15 protein-coding genes and 2 tRNA genes are annotated in these 15,199 nt (G+C 43.4%); 10 read left to right on the plus strand and 7 right to left on the minus strand.

The window, feature by feature from the left end; translation table 11 throughout:
• Positions 1-64 precede the first annotated feature (64 nt).
• Positions 65-319 carry a hypothetical protein gene (locus AC3E9V_RS14610; protein WP_488748870.1) on the plus strand — a complete coding sequence of 85 codons (255 nt, stop codon included), beginning with the start codon at positions 65-67 and terminating at the stop codon, positions 317-319.
• Positions 320-1,019: 700 nt separating this feature from the next.
• Here AC3E9V_RS14610 and AC3E9V_RS14615 read toward each other — a convergent pair.
• Both AC3E9V_RS14615 and AC3E9V_RS14620 read right to left on the minus strand, forming a co-directional pair.
• Positions 1,020-1,093: transfer RNA gene (locus AC3E9V_RS14615), tRNA-Arg, on the minus strand.
• 379 nt (positions 1,094-1,472) lie between these two features.
• A tRNA-Ser gene (locus AC3E9V_RS14620) sits at positions 1,473-1,559 on the minus strand.
• Between the two features lie 175 nt (positions 1,560-1,734).
• On the opposite strand from AC3E9V_RS14620, the gene AC3E9V_RS14625 reads away from it, so the two are divergent.
• From AC3E9V_RS14625 to AC3E9V_RS14660, 8 genes are all read left to right on the plus strand, one after another.
• Positions 1,735-2,733, plus strand: a complete 999-nt coding sequence (locus AC3E9V_RS14625; protein ID WP_488748871.1) for a vWA domain-containing protein — start codon at positions 1,735-1,737, stop codon at positions 2,731-2,733.
• 151 nt (positions 2,734-2,884) lie between these two features.
• Complete coding sequence (locus tag AC3E9V_RS14630) at positions 2,885-3,724, plus strand: hypothetical protein (protein ID WP_488748872.1); 840 nt, start codon at positions 2,885-2,887, stop codon at positions 3,722-3,724.
• Between the two features lie 111 nt (positions 3,725-3,835).
• Complete coding sequence (locus AC3E9V_RS14635; protein ID WP_488748873.1) at positions 3,836-5,014, plus strand: acetyl-CoA C-acyltransferase; 1,179 nt, start codon at positions 3,836-3,838, stop codon at positions 5,012-5,014.
• Positions 5,015-5,142: 128 nt separating this feature from the next.
• A complete protein-coding gene (locus AC3E9V_RS14640) occupies positions 5,143-6,465 on the plus strand; it encodes a toxin-antitoxin system YwqK family antitoxin (RefSeq protein ID WP_488748874.1) in 1,323 nt (440 codons plus the stop codon).
• 139 nt (positions 6,466-6,604) lie between these two features.
• Positions 6,605-7,549: a phosphoribosylaminoimidazolesuccinocarboxamide synthase gene (locus tag AC3E9V_RS14645; protein ID WP_488748875.1), complete on the plus strand. Its 945-nt coding sequence runs from the start codon at positions 6,605-6,607 to the stop codon at positions 7,547-7,549.
• Between the two features lie 44 nt (positions 7,550-7,593).
• Complete coding sequence (locus AC3E9V_RS14650; protein WP_488748876.1) at positions 7,594-7,971, plus strand: STAS domain-containing protein; 378 nt, start codon at positions 7,594-7,596, stop codon at positions 7,969-7,971.
• 10 nt (positions 7,972-7,981) lie between these two features.
• Positions 7,982-8,896 (plus strand): ribonuclease Z, encoded by a 915-nt coding sequence (locus tag AC3E9V_RS14655; RefSeq protein ID WP_488748877.1) that lies wholly within the window; start codon positions 7,982-7,984, stop codon positions 8,894-8,896.
• Positions 8,897-8,902: 6 nt separating this feature from the next.
• A complete protein-coding gene (locus AC3E9V_RS14660; RefSeq protein WP_488748878.1) occupies positions 8,903-9,697 on the plus strand; it encodes a queuosine precursor transporter in 795 nt (264 codons plus the stop codon).
• 317 nt (positions 9,698-10,014) lie between these two features.
• Here the strand turns inward: AC3E9V_RS14660 and AC3E9V_RS14665 are convergent, their stop codons facing one another.
• From AC3E9V_RS14665 to AC3E9V_RS14680, 4 genes are all read right to left on the minus strand, one after another.
• Entirely contained in the window at positions 10,015-10,677 is a 663-nt protein-coding gene (locus AC3E9V_RS14665) for an ABC transporter ATP-binding protein (RefSeq protein ID WP_488748879.1), read from the minus strand.
• 129 nt (positions 10,678-10,806) lie between these two features.
• Positions 10,807-11,442 (minus strand): alpha/beta hydrolase, encoded by a 636-nt coding sequence (locus AC3E9V_RS14670; RefSeq protein ID WP_488748880.1) that lies wholly within the window; start codon positions 11,440-11,442, stop codon positions 10,807-10,809.
• Complete coding sequence (locus tag AC3E9V_RS14675; protein WP_488748881.1) at positions 11,439-12,683, minus strand: DUF819 family protein; 1,245 nt, start codon at positions 12,681-12,683, stop codon at positions 11,439-11,441. Before AC3E9V_RS14675 ends, AC3E9V_RS14670 begins: the two co-directional genes overlap by 4 nt.
• Positions 12,680-13,303: an NUDIX hydrolase gene (locus AC3E9V_RS14680; RefSeq protein ID WP_488748882.1), complete on the minus strand. Its 624-nt coding sequence runs from the start codon at positions 13,301-13,303 to the stop codon at positions 12,680-12,682. The genes AC3E9V_RS14675 and AC3E9V_RS14680 overlap by 4 nt, the downstream gene beginning before the upstream one ends.
• A gap of 143 nt (positions 13,304-13,446) precedes the next feature.
• On the opposite strand from AC3E9V_RS14680, the gene AC3E9V_RS14685 reads away from it, so the two are divergent.
• A complete protein-coding gene (locus AC3E9V_RS14685; protein ID WP_488748883.1) occupies positions 13,447-14,157 on the plus strand; it encodes a hypothetical protein in 711 nt (236 codons plus the stop codon).
• Here AC3E9V_RS14685 and AC3E9V_RS14690 read toward each other — a convergent pair.
• Positions 14,154-15,188 (minus strand): tetratricopeptide repeat protein, encoded by a 1,035-nt coding sequence (locus AC3E9V_RS14690; RefSeq protein WP_488748884.1) that lies wholly within the window; start codon positions 15,186-15,188, stop codon positions 14,154-14,156. The genes AC3E9V_RS14685 and AC3E9V_RS14690 overlap by 4 nt on opposite strands.
• Positions 15,189-15,199: the final 11 nt, after the last annotated feature.

Consider the following 15,199-nt stretch of genomic DNA (forward strand, 5'->3'; position numbering starts at 1 on the left):
ATACCCTCACCAAAAACTTACCAGAGAGTAAACCCGTTCAAATTATTGATCAACGCCATTTAAAATGAGACGCCTAAAATTTCAGATTGCCTTAATATTAGTCATGTCTACATCATGTGGGTTAGAGGTAGAACTTGCGGACTGCTACAAAATAAGAACATACACGCATGAAATGAGGAATGACACTTTGTTTATGTATGCTAACGATACCTATACCTGTGATCAATTAGTAGCAGGAAAAGCTGACATGATAGTTGGGTATGAACAGACTTTAACGTGTGAGGAATGTGAAGACAGGAATAATCAAACCTTACCCTAATCCCTTTCCATCATGTACAGACCCTTGGGTAACCCGGCAAGCTGAGCTACTAATATTCCATGATTGAGAGTATGAGAAAATCAGAATTCCTGTATCAACTCACGAAATTTCGACCGCATATATTTTTGCAGCATCACCTCCAGACCTTCCGGTTAAAGATTATTTTGAGGTTGAATTTAGGAGGCCTCTCCGCCAGCTGTCCAGTGGGAATTTGTAAATATTTATTGATCAACTATACCCTCTCACTATACCTTCACATAAAAAAGGCACTCACGAAAAACGTAAGTTCCTGATTATTAAAGTGATCCGCGGGATTCGATCTGGTCGATCACATCACAGCGCCGAACCGCCACGGAATCTACTGCTTAGAAGGCTACTCGCCCCGGGCTGCGCGCCCCGGGCAGTTGCTCTATCCAGTCGGGCCGCGTAGGCTGAGCTAGCGGACCAAATAACTTTCAGAACATGATTAATAAAAAAGCCCGCAGTTTGCACTGCAGGCCTTTACTTTCCTCGTGATCCGCCCGGGATTATTTCATGATCCTAGATGAATCCTAATTCCGAGACTAGCCGTCTGCAAGCAAAGCCAACAAATCAAAGATTTGCTTCTTTCACATTTTTGACTGTTCACTCAAACCTGCGGTTTGGCTCCGCCAAAAATGTGAAAGCCCGCAACTTAACGTTGCAGGCTTTACTCTCTTAGTGATCCGCCCGGGATTCGAACACGGAACCTACTGCTTAGAAGGCAGTTGCTCTATCCAGTTGAGCTAGCGGACCATCATACAAGGTTATCCTTGCATTTTATTTAATATTAATAGAACCTACTGCTTAGAAGGCTACGCGCCCCGGGCTGCGCGCCCCGGGCAGTTGCTCTATCCAGTCGGGCCGCGTAGGCTGAGCTAGCGGACCATCACTTATTAATAAAAAAAGCACCAGAGCTTTGCCAAAATAAGCCTTGGCGCAGTTTCAAACCTTCGCTAAAGCTACGGTTTGTAAGAGCGGAGAGAGGGGGATTAATTGCATTGATCCCTTAGCGGGAAGCCTGCAAATCAAAAAAACCGATACTTCGTATCGGCAAGGTCTCCCCAATCACAATTTCAAATAAATTTGAATTGCGATTTTCCCCGACCTTACCGCTCTCGCGGTTTTTGCTTTGCGGAGAGAGGGGGATTCGAACCCCCGGTACGCTTTCGCGCACGCATGTTTAGCAAACATGTGGTTTCAGCCACTCACCCACCTCTCCGTGTGTGTTTCTGAACAAACCTTCCCGGGCATCCCCGAAAAGGACTGCAAATATAGTATTCCTATATAAAAATTCTAATCTCAAACAGTGAAAAATATCCACAAGTTCACTCCACCCTCATACTCACCCTCTTATGTAAAAAAACGTTAAATGATCTAACAATGAATTGGGTGGTATGACACCCTTATGTATTTTTGGGCCGTTTATGAAATGGGCACATAGTTTAGGTACGTTTGAATTTGCGCTGATTGCTGTTTTTGCGCTTTTTTATATCCTTTATATCCTCAGGTTATACAGGATCAAAAACCAGTTGAACGTCCCTGTCAACAAGTGGTTGATCAAATTTCTCATCCGGACAACCTATTTTATCCTTCTCATTATTTCTTTACTTGGCCCTTCATTTGGAGATACCACACGTGAAATCAAATCCGTAGGTAAGGATATGTTTATTTGCGTGGACCTGTCCCAGTCCATGAATGCATTTGACATTCAGCCTACACGCCTGGAAAAAGTCAAGTTTGAACTGAAAAATATTGTAGAAGCATTTCACTCAGACCGGATCGGACTGATCATGTTTTCCAATGAAGCATTCATGCAATGTCCACTCACCTATGATAAAAATGCACTAAGTCTGTTCATCCAGGCGTTGAATACAGAGTTGGTTCCCAATACAGGTACGGATTTCGGTCCTCCGCTAAAAATGGCATTAAAAAAGCTGCAGGCTGAAGAAACTTCAGTGACCCGACAAAAGTCTAAAATCATCATTCTGATCAGCGATGGTGAGGATTTTGGAGAAGAAACCGACCAGGTAGCGGAGGAAATAGAAAACTCCGGGATCAAACTCTTCACTTTAGGTGTTGGTACCGAAGAAGGGAGCAAAATCATGACCCGACGTGGTTTTAAGAAAAACAACCAGGGTGAAGAGGTGGTAAGCAAGATTAATCCAAGCCAGCTTAAAAAACTGGCCTCTGATACCGGAGGCAAATACTTCGAAATCAATGAGAGCAGAAATGATGTAGAGCGACTTATAAATTCTATAAATGAAATTGAAGGAGAGCTGAGAGATGCCAAGCAGGTAGATGCCAAGGCCAACAAGTACTTTTACTTCTTAATGGCCGCATTGGCATTGATGTTAGTAGACCTTTTAGTAAGTATAAAAGTGATCCGGTTATAAATAGATATTGTCATGAAATGAGCATAAACTTTTTTAAACATACCATCCACTTTATGATTAAAATAAGTTTATGTGAAAGCGAAGCGGTTCCATGGGTTTACAGGTTTTTGCAAAAGCTTTGCTTTCAACATTTTGAAAAAACTTTGAACGCATGAAAAAGCTTTTGATTTTACTGGTTCTTTTTAGCAATGATCCCGCTGAAATTGCCAAAACAAACAGGCTGAAAAATGAAGCTGAGAAAGCTTACAACAGTGGCAATTATGAGCTGGCGGCACAGAAATACAGCATGCTGTATGATTCGCTTAACGTCACGGAAGATGAAATTGCCCTCAATCTGGCACATAGCTATTACGCATTAAAAGACTCCTCCAATGCAAAAAGTAAATACCAGGAATTAACTACCTCCGGAAACAATAAATTAAAATCCATAGCCTATCAACAGCTTGGAGTAATGGCTAAAAGCCCGCAGACATTAAAGCAATCTCTTGCTTACCTCAAATCATCCCTGAAGGCAGACCCAACCAATGAAGATGCCCGCTATGACTATGAAGTCGTGAAAAAACTTCTTGAGGAGCAACAAAAACAGCAGCAACAGAACAAAGACCAAAATAAAGACCAAAAGCAGGATCAAAATAAACAGGACCAGGACAAGCAGGACCAGCAGAAGCAGGATCAACAAAATCAGGATCAGCAACAAAAAGATCAACAGAATCAGGAGCAAAAAGATTCTGAAAAACAAGATGGCGAAAAAGGAGAGCAGGAAGAGCAGGATCAGCAACAAAATGAACAACAAAAAGAAGGCGAGCAAAGTGATGAAGAACAGCAGAAAAATCAGCAAATGAGTACCAAGAAAAAGCTGGAAGAAATGAATATCAGTGAAGAAAAAGCCAGGATGATCCTGGAGGCTATGCGAAATAATGAAGTTCAATACATCCAGCAACAGAAAAGAAAAGCGACTAAAAGTCCTGAAAGTGGCAAGCCGGATTGGTGATTAATGGAAGGTGGAGGTTAGAACTTAAACACCAATATCAAAGTCGCGATTTGATGTCAGATGTAGTTAAATATTAAACACTAAACCCAAATCATAAAACCCAAACCAAACATGGAAGAAGCATACATTGTATCAGCAGTCCGCACCCCTATCGGAAGCTTCGGAGGAAGTCTTTCCGGATTTACGGCTGTTGAACTTGGAAGTAAAGCAATAAAAGGAGCTCTCGAAAAATCCGGTGTGCCGGCTGATCGGGTCAACGAGGTCTTTATGGGGAATGTAATCTCAGCAGGACTGGGTCAGGCCCCTACAAGACAGGCAGCCATCGGAGCTGGCATAGGCCATAACGTCCCTTGTACCACAGTAAATAAAGTTTGCGCCTCCGGCATGAAATCGGTCATGTTCGCAGCACAGTCCATCATGCTGGGCATCAATGATGTGGTAGTAGCCGGTGGAATGGAAAGCATGTCTAATGTTCCTTACTACATTCCTAAAGCACGATTCGGATACAAATACGGTCATGGTCAGATGCTGGATGGACTCATGCATGATGGCCTTTGGGAGGTGTACAATGGATTCCCCATGGGCAGCTGTGCAGACAACACCGCGAAAGAAATGAACATTTCCCGAGCCGAACAGGACCAATATGCAATCAACTCTTATCAGCGAACAGCCGCGGCTACCGAAAAAGGGAAATTTAAGGATGAGATCATACCTGTAGAGATCCCTCAAAGAAAGGGAGATCCCATCGTCATGGATGAAGATGAGGAGTATAAGAACGTAAATTTTGAAAAGATCCCCGGTCTCAGACCTGTATTTAACAAAGACGGTACGGTAACTGCCGCCAATGCTTCAACAATCAATGACGGAGCTTCTGCTTTGCTGGTAGTGAGCAAAAAGAAAATGGAAGAGCTCGGGCTGAAACCACTGGCTAAGATCAGAGGTTTTGCGGATGCGGCACAAGACCCCATTTGGTTTACCACAGCCCCTGCCCTTGCGATCCCACGGGCGTTAAAGCATGCGGGCGTGGAAAAATCCGATGTGGATTTTTATGAGATTAATGAAGCTTTCTCTGTTGTAGCTATCGCCAACAACAAACAGCTGGAACTGGACCCGGACAAGGTTAATGTCAATGGTGGTGCTGTAGCACTGGGTCATCCACTGGGCACTTCAGGAGCCAGGATCATCGCTACACTCAATTCCGTTTTAACACAAAACAATGGCACTATTGGGGTAGCAGGCATTTGCAATGGCGGTGGCGGAGCTTCTGCCATCGTAATAGAAAAAGTCTGAAATTGACGAAAATCAAACGGTCAAAAGGCTCTCAAAATTGAGGGCCTTTCCAATTTTAATGGTTTTAGGTTTTGATTGTCAGGGAATTAAATAGAAATTTATATAAGGGTGTACAAATTTGTGTTGCTATGAGACTTTCCATTACTGCATTGTGCCTGCTATGGCATTTCTACTCCATAGCTCAAACCCAGATTAAAACTTACTATGAAGAGGATCCTTCCAGAGTAAAAGAAGAATACATCATCCTTGGAGATGATAGCGCCCGTGTTGATGGGCCCTATACTCGTTATAGCTTCCACGGGAACATTATTGTCAAAGGAACCTTTGACGATGGAGAAAAGGAAGGGAAGTTTATCAACTACTATGAGGATGGATCTGTGCAACGGGAAACCTACTACGAAAACAACCTAAAGCAAGGAACAACCAGGGTTTACACTCCCTCCGGTCAGCTGGTTCAGCAGGCAACTTTCGTTAATGACACCCTGACCGGAGAACTAAAACTGTACGATGAAAACGGACGGGTCAAGGGGATTTCGCATTTCAAAAAAGGCAAGCCGGACGGTTTGGTGATTGAGTACTATGAGAACGGAAACAAAAAAGATGAGACCATCTATCTGAATGGGAAGCCTAATGGAATCACTAAGCAGTATTATGAAAACGAGAACCTGAAGCTGGAAGCTCAATACAAATCAGGCTTGCTAGACGGTTTTTACAAGACCTATTTCCCATCAGGGAAGCTGGAAATGGAAGCGCTGAATGAAAGAGGCCAGCGAACAGGGTTTATCAAATACTACTATGAAAGCGGCCAGCTGAAATCTAAAGGTTTTTATGAGAATGGAGGGTTGGAAGGAGAGTACATTGCCTACTATGAGGATGGTTCTTTGCATAAGTCATTCAAATATGCCAATGGCTATCGCAACGGTAAAAACATGGAATACTATCCGGATGGTTCGGTTAAAATGGAGGCCATGTATTCCAATAAAGGAATGGACGCCCGGATCACAGATTATTCCGAAAAGGGAAAAGTACTGGCTAAAAAACAATTACTCAATGAACTGCCTCACGGGATATGGACTTTTAACAATGAAAAAGGCAAACCAGAGCTAGTCGAAACCTATCAAAATGGCAAACTCCATGGACTCAGGACTGTTTATGAAAATGGTCGGGTTGCCAGCGAAACCAATTACGCTTACGGAAATAAACAGGGTGAAGCAAAAACCTACTACAATGATGGTTCGCTCCTCACCCTGGAAAACTGGAAAATAGACCGGCTGCATGGCCTCTTCACCAAATATTACAAAAACGGAGAAAAGGAATACGAAGGCAATTATGTGAGGAATAAAAGAAACGGAGAGTGGTTCTACTATGATAAAAAGGGAAATCCGCAAAGGCGAATTCTTTATCAGTTTGGAGAAATAGCAGAGGAACAAAACCTCACAGAAAATCAATAGTAACAAGCTGATAATCAGGGTTGGTAGATAAGCAGGTTTTAACTAGTGCCATCCCATCCCATAACTGAAATAAACCTGATACAACACTGTAATATTTGGTGGGGTAATTATTCCGCATAGATCATTATCTTTGCCCACCATGTCACAAGGCATCAAATTCACCGACTTCCAGTTTCCAGGCCAAACTGATAAGTACACTGGCAAGGTCAGGGATGTTTATTCCTTTGGCAATAAGCTTGTCATGGTTGCAACTGATCGCATCTCAGCCTTTGATGTGATACTTCCCAAGCCTATTCCTTTTAAAGGTCAGGTACTAAATCAGATTGCAGCTACCTTTTTAAAAAAAACCAGGGACATTGTCCCCAACTGGGTGATTTCCGTCCCTGACCCTAATGTAACTGTGGGTAAAAAGTGTGAAGCTTTTGGAGTGGAAATGGTCATCAGAGGTTACCTGGCGGGTCATGCATGGAGAGAGTATCGGGATGGCAAAAGAACCCTGTGTGGTATTTCATTGCCTGAAGGGTTAAATGAAAATGACCCCTTACCTGAGCCGATCATCACTCCTACAACAAAAGCCCACGAAGGCCATGATGAGGATATTTCCAAAGAAGAGATCTTATCTCAGGGCATTGTGCCTAAAGAGGAATACGAGAAGCTGGAAGAGTATACTTACAAGCTCTTTGAACGAGGTACTAAGCTCGCCAAAGAGCAGGGCCTTATCCTGGTGGATACGAAATATGAATTTGGAAAAAGTGACGGACAGATCCTGCTGATAGACGAGGTTCATACACCCGACTCCAGCCGGTATTTCTACGCTGAAGGTTATGAAGATCGTCAGCAAAAGGGTGAATCACAAAAGCAGCTATCAAAGGAATTTGTCCGGCAGTGGCTAATCAGTAATGGTTTCCAGGGGAAAGAAGGCCAACAAATGCCCGAAATGCCTCAGGAGTTTGTAAATTCCGTTTCTGAACGATACATTGAACTCTTTGAGAAGATCACAGGCCAGCGATTTATCAGAGATTCAGATGAAAACATTCTGAACAGGATCAAGAAGAATATAGAGAAGACGCTAAGTAGATTATGACAGATCCAGCTCCCTGGATCACCCCAATTCAAATAAACAGAACTATGAAATTTTCAATAGACAGACAAGACCAATACACCATCTTAAAGATAGACGAAGAGAAGCTGGATTCTTCTATTGCACCTGAAGTGAAATCAGAATTTGTAACGCTTCAGGCCGAAGGAGTACAAAATGTCATCCTCAATATGGAAGAAGTCAAATACTCAGACTCTTCAGGACTAAGCTCACTTCTGGTAGGAAACAGATTATTCAGTGAATCCGGATCATTTATCATGTGCAAAGTGCAAGAGCACGTAATGAAACTTATAAATATCAGTCAGCTGGATAAAGTCATAGATATCCTGCCTACTGTAGAAGAAGCAGTAGATGCCGCCCTGCTCAATGAAATTGAGAAGGGATTAAGAGAAGGTGACGAGGAGTAATATCTGACACTTGGCATTAGAGGTACAAATATTAGGTTCAAACTCAGCAGCCTTCGCCCACAATCGACATCACACATCCCAGTTATTACGGGTACAAAACAAGTATTTTCTGATTGATTGTGGGGAAGGTACGCAGCTTCTTATCAAGAAATATAAGATCAAGCTCTCCCGGATTAACTATATTTTGATCTCACACCTGCACGGAGATCATTATTACGGACTTATGGGCCTGATTTCCACATTACACCTTTACGGAAGGAAAAGCGATCTCCATATTTACGGGCCGCCCGGTCTTTCCGAGATAATAACCATTCAGTTAAAATATTCCACCACCCGCCTGTCCTATGACATAAAGTTTACTGAATGGACCCCAAATACCGAAGAGGTGATCTATGAGGATGAGCTCCTTTCAGTAAAAACCTTACCCCTCGATCACCGCATAGATTGCTCCGGGTTCCTGTTTAGAGAGAAACCTAAAAAACGCGGCATTAATAAAAATGAGTTGAAAGAGCAGTTACCCCCAAACCTGATAAACAAACTGAGAGACGGTGAGGACTTATTTCATGAAGATGGAAGCATCCGCTACAAAAATGAAGCTGTGACGTTTCCGCCAAAAAAACCATTTAGCTACGCGTATTGCTCCGACACCAAATATATTCCTGAGCTTTATAAAAAGGTCATGAATGTAGATATGATCTACCATGAGTCTACCTTTATGGAAGATATGAAAGAGCGGGCAGCCAATACCTACCATACTACAGCGGCACAGGCTGGAGAGCTGGCAAAAAACGCCGAAGCGGGCAGGCTGTTGCTCGGTCACTTTTCTACACGGTATAGAGACCTGCGTCCGATGCTTAAAGAAGCAAGAGCTGTTTTCCCAAACACTGATCTGGCTGAAGAAGGAAAAAAGTTTATCGTAAAATAAATTGCCTTGAAGAATAAAAGACAGACCCTATTCATCATTCTGGCCAGCATTTTTCTTACCAATGCAATCCTCGCAGAGATGATTGGGGTCAAGATCTTTTCAGGGGAGGCAACCCTTGGCCTGTCGCCTGCCAATATCCCACTATTTGGTGGACATGTTCTGGATTTCAACCTGACTGCAGGGGTGGTAATATGGCCCATTGTGTTTGTTACTACGGATGTCATCAATGAGTATTTTGGTAAGAAAGGTGTTCGCAGGATCAGCTACCTCGCCGTGGTTTGTATCGCTTATGCATTCCTGGTGATTTACCTGGTAACTTTGCTCCCTCCTGCTGATTTTTGGCTCAATGTAAACAACACAGATCCTGAGGGTAACCCGTTTAACATCAACTACGCATTTAAAAAAATATTCACACAGGGCCTGGGTATCATCGTAGGTTCGCTCATAGCATTTTTAATTGGCCAGCTGCTCGACGTTTTTGTTTTCCAAAAGCTGAGGAAGCTTACCGGCAGCAAAATGATCTGGTTGAGAGCAACAGGATCTACGCTGATCTCGCAGTTCATCGACAGTTTTGTAGTCCTGGTGATCGCTTTTTATGTCCTTGCTCCGTCAGGATCTCGCTGGAGTATTCCGCAGGTACTCTCGGTTGGGGTGATCAACTACACCTATAAATTTGTAATAGCTATTGTCCTCACCCCACTCATTTATTTAGCTCATTACCTGATTGACCGATACTTAGGCCAAGAACTATCTGAAGAAATGCAAGAGGAAGCTGCAGCCAGCAGCAAAGGCTTCTTTTAACTTTGACCACTACTACTGCTTACTGCCTTACTCCTTACTGTCTGTCTGTTTACTGCCACTGCCTGTTGTTCCAGCTTGTTTCACCCCTTCGGGGTTGTTTTACCTCTTATGTCAAGAGCTATAGTTATTTCATCCCTTCGGGATTTTCCTCCTTTGCCATTTTCAAATGCTCTAATCTTTTATCTTTTTTGCCTATTGCTTATTGACCATTACTTTGCATATTACCAATTCTACTGCCACTGCTTTCTGCTACTGCCTTCTGCCCACTGCCTTCTGCCACTGCTTACTCCTTACTGCCTTCTGCCACCTGCCACCTATCACTTCCTAATAGCACCATCCTCCAGCTCAATAATCCGCGAACCGTACTCAGCAAACTTCTCATTATGCGTCACCTGCACAATGGTCATGCCCTCTTTGTTCAGCTTCTTTAAAAGTTCCATAACCTCCTCGCCTTGCGAAGAGTGCAAGTTACCGGTCGGCTCATCGGCCAAAAGCAACTTAGGCTTCCCGATAATCGCTCTGGCTACCCCTACCAGCTGCTGCTGACCACCCGACAATTGCTCCGGAAACAAATCCTTTTTCGCCACCATATTAAAGCGGTCAAGCATTTCTGCTACCATACTGGCCCTTTCCTTTCGCTTAACACCCCTGTATAAAAGTGGCGTTTCGATGTTTTCATATACATTTAGCTCATCGATCAGGTGATAGGCCTGAAAAATAAAACCGATGTGCTCTTTATGGATCTTTGAAGTTTTTCGCTCACTAAAACGATGCACCGGCTCGTCCAGAAAATAATACTCACCCTGAGAAGGCTTATCCAGCATCCCTATGATGTTCATCAAAGTTGACTTCCCTGAACCACTCGGACCCATTATACTTACAAATTCACCTTCCTTTATTTCAAGGTTGATGCTTTTGAGAATAAACACGCGCTGATATTTAGACTCAATGAACTTATCTACATCGTTTAGCTTAATCATGTTTTAGTTTTTGTCAGTTTCCGCAAAACCAATACCAAAACCACAACTTACTGGCTTTCAGATAAATCGATGGTTAATTGCCTTTACAGTGATCTAAAATAGTACAATTTGGCGTTCAAAATCGAACAATCATAATTCTTTTATTATTTCAGCGACTACCTCATGCTCCCCATCAAAGACGGTTAGGTCCGGGTCTACATGCATTGCTCGTCGCACAGCTTCGCGCTGCTCTTCCTTCATACCGTCTTTATAAAACGGATCCTTATCTCCTGTAAAATAGGTCACCTGCTCTTTGCCCGTCATAAAAGCAAAGTCACCTTCACTCAAATCAGGTGGAAAAGTGCCTTCCCAGATGATCATTTTAGTAAAAGACCTTTTAGAATGCGCTGCATACCGGCACATAGTGGCCACTCCCTGGGAAAAACCAAAATAGACCAACTCCCGATTTTTGATCCCGGGATAGGCACTTAAGACAGCGTCTAAATAAGCGTACTGATTCTCTATATCCGTCAGGCGATCCTCTTTGGTCATCCAGCTCGCTCCTACCCTTCCGGAAAAGCCACTCAGGTATAACCTGGAAAGCCCCTGAGGAGCTATGATAAAATTCTGATCTGAATCCAGTCCTTTGAATTTTTGTATAAAAAACCTGGATAGCTGACCATAGCCATGAAATACCAGCCACACCCTGGATGTACGATCCGTAAACTCATTTAGAGTGAAGTAAGGAGCTTTCAGGGTAAATGTGGTTTGATGTTCCTGCATCATGGTGAAGCAAATTCCATCAAGATGCCACATAAGTAAGCTCCGTACGTCCCTAAAACATAGCCCAAAACAGCAAGCAGGACCCCAACCGGCGCCAATGCAGGATGAAAAGAAGCTGCCACTACGGGCGCAGATGCCGCGCCTCCCACATTTGCGGTACTACCCACTGCAATGAAGAAATACGGAGCCTTGATTATAATGGCAACAACGATCAGTAGACTCACATGGATCAGCATCCAGGTGATTCCCACCAGAAACAACCCGGGATCATCAAATACCGCCATGATATCCATATGCATACCAATGGTTGCTACGAGGATAAATATGAAAACACTACCGATCTTTGAGGCTCCGGCTCCTTCCAGCTCCCGGGCTTTCGTAAATGAAAGTACTACCCCCATGGTAGTGGCTATCACCACGATCCAGAAGAATCCCGAGGTTAAGCTATACCGTTCCAACCCAGGAAAATTAGTCTCAATAGCGGGAACAATAAGATCACTTAGATAATGAGCAACTCCCGTACAGAGAAAACCTACCATAAGGATTTTCATCAGGTCAGTAACATTGGGAATTTTTGCTGTACGTTGTTGGAATTCATCCATTTTATGTTTCAGGGATTCTATGGCGGAAGCATCGGCCTTCAGCTTTCTATCAATAACCCTGGAGTAACCAATACCTGCCAGCAGTACACCGAGCCATGTATTCCCAACAATGATATCTACAGCCACCATCTTGGAAAAAAGCTCCCCATTTACCTGAAACACTTCTTTCATAGCCGCCTGGTTAGCTCCTCCCCCTATCCATGATCCGGCGATAGCAGTCATGCCCCGCCATATCTCATTGGGTGGAGGAGCGCTGATCACATCCGGCGCAACCGCTGAAAAGATCAGGATCGCAATCGGTCCGCCTAACACAATACCAATGGTGGCCGTAAAAAACATGATGAGCGCCTTGGGACCCAATTTTAGTATCTCCTTCAGATCCACACTAATGGTAAGAAGGACCAGACACGCCGGCAACAGGTATCTGGACGCCACAAAATACAGCCTTGATTGAGCCGGGTCAATTATCCCGAAAGTTCCCAAAAGGGAAGGTAAAAAGTAACATACCAGCAAGGCAGGGACCACCCCATAAAATTTCTTCCAGACCGTTTTTTCACTACTGGATGTGATAAAAACAAATCCAAGGATCAGCATCAGGATCCCAAATACGACTGCATCATTGGTGATTAAAGGTTCATTCATAGTTCTCTGATTATTTCAGCAAATTCACTTAACATCATGGCCGTGGCCCCCCAAACCACTTTATCCTGAATATCAAAATAGGGAGATCGTAACCGATGCCCATTATTGGTTACAATTTCCTTTTCCCTCCTTTTCTCATGGTTCAGGAGTTCACTTATCCTGGCTTCAATGACTTCTGCTACCTCAAAATTATCCGGCACAAACCTGGGAATGGATCGCTGATATCCCACCACAGGTAATACCAGATGATTACTGGCTGCCACAAAAAACTCACTTAGTGTTCCGAGGATTTCAATATCTGATGGAACGGCACCAATCTCTTCCTGAGCTTCTCTTAGGGCGGTATGAAACAGATCCGGATCCTGCGGCTCCATCTTCCCGCCGGGAAGAGCCACCTGTCCGCTATGCACTCCATCATATGTAGGGCGCTGGATCAACGGAAACATGAATTCACCCTCCCGCTGATACAAAAGCACGAGGACAGCGCCCTTTTTCGGGGAAGCCGGATTGTTGAATCGGATCTTACTACCTGAGGAAAATCGGGGTGACATCAATCTATGAGCTTCGGCTCCTGGTAAGGGGTGTTCCAGTTTATTTTTGAGTTGTTCGATGAAATTCATGAGTCAGCCGTAAAAATAATCAAATGGTTTACATTCATGGAGTGGCGTCCGGACCTGATTGTACCTTATCAAAAAAGGAAAATGCACCTGTAGGTTTAACATTTCTTCAGAAAAAGTTAAATTGCTTAGAATCACCCTAAATAATGGAAAACATACCGGAATACATAAGTATTACATTTTTAGCTTGTGTTGTAGCCACTTTTGGTTTCCTGTATTTTGCAGTCAATAAAGCCGCAGATCCAAAAAGCAATACCACTACCGTTTTCATTACACTTTTAGTCATTTGGATATTTGTGGTGTCCACTCTCACTCTACAGGATTTCTTTCTGAATTTTGAAGATCGGCCACCGAGGCTTATGCTGTTTGTAGCCTTCATGGTTTTTGTGATCCTGCTATTATTTATCTGGAAGCGATCAAGGACATTTATTGAACAAATGCCGATTACCACCCTCACATATATTCACATCATCCGGGTACCGATTGAAATTGTTTTGTGGTGGCTTTTCCTCCAGGGAGTGATCTCTGAGGCCATGACCTTCGAAGGGTTAAATTATGACATCCTCTCCGGTATTTCAGCTCCATTTGCAGGCCTGTTTTTTGTAGGCCTCAAAAGTAAAAGCAAACTGGCAGCTATTATTTGGAATGTCCTTGCGTTGGGCCTTCTTATCAACATTGTGAGCCGTGCGATCATAGCCACTCCTTATTTCTTTGATCCAATGCTATTCGAAAAACCAAATATGGCAGTATTCTATTTCCCTTATGTGTTACTGCCCACCTTTATTGTACCTGCTGTTTTCTTTTGTCACATCGCCTCGCTTTACAAGCTATTCAGGTTGAAGGAAGAAGAAACCTAATTACAAAACTGATCCAGGTAGGTAACAGAACGCTGTTCTTTTTGCTTTTCACCCTCTTTCCATGCGGCACATGCATTGGCTTTATTACCATCACGATAGTATGCAAGCCCTAAATAAGAATAGATCTCATCAATAAACTCATCACGACTTATCGCTTCATTGAATAACCGCACAGCCTCGGAGTAATCTCCCCCTTTCAGAAAATAGATTCCTTTGTTTCTGTATGCCCAGGCATTATCCGGATTCAGATAGATGCTTCTATTAATATCCTCCAGAGCTAAACGCAACGAATCCATTTCCAGGAATATTTGTCCCCGGTTATTCAGGAAATACGGCTCAGAGGGTACAATTTCCAAAGCCCGATTGATCGTGATAAGTGCATCCTGATAATTAGATTGAGCTGTATAGAGCTGGCTCAATGTATTCAATGCATTAGCCTCATTCGGATGAGTTTTGAGAATGTCAAACAACAGTTTTTTGGAGCGGGCATAATCCTGTTGGAAGTAGAGAATAGTGGCCAGGTTTACCTGTGCTTCAACATTAGCACTATCCAGTTGTATGGCCTTTTCAAAGCTCCTGACCCCGGCTTCATAATCTTTTAACCGGGACTCCAGCAGCCCCCGATAGAAATAAACATAGGAAGAATCCGGAAAGGCTCTCCTCACCGTCTCAATATCCTGTAATGCACTCTGGATCTTGCCGACTTGCTCATAAGCGTATGCGCGGTTAAAAACTGCATCAGAATAGCCCGTATCCAACCTTATAGCAGCGTTGTAATCCTGAATAGCTTCATAGGGACGTCCGTCTTTAATGTATGCCACACCCCGGTTATTATAAGCTCGGGCAAAAGCAGAATCTACACTCAGAGCTTTGGTGTAAAAATCAATGGCCTGATCATATTCATTGTTCGTAAGTGCATTGTTTCCCTGGAGGAAAAACCGGTCCCTCCTGACTTCATCGCTGCCTGAGCAGGCTGCAATAAAAGTAGTTCCGATTAGCCAAATCAATAATGAATTTAATTTCGATCCCATTTTATAACTTC

Source organism: Marinoscillum sp. HNIBRBA16962 (assembly GCF_057801515.1).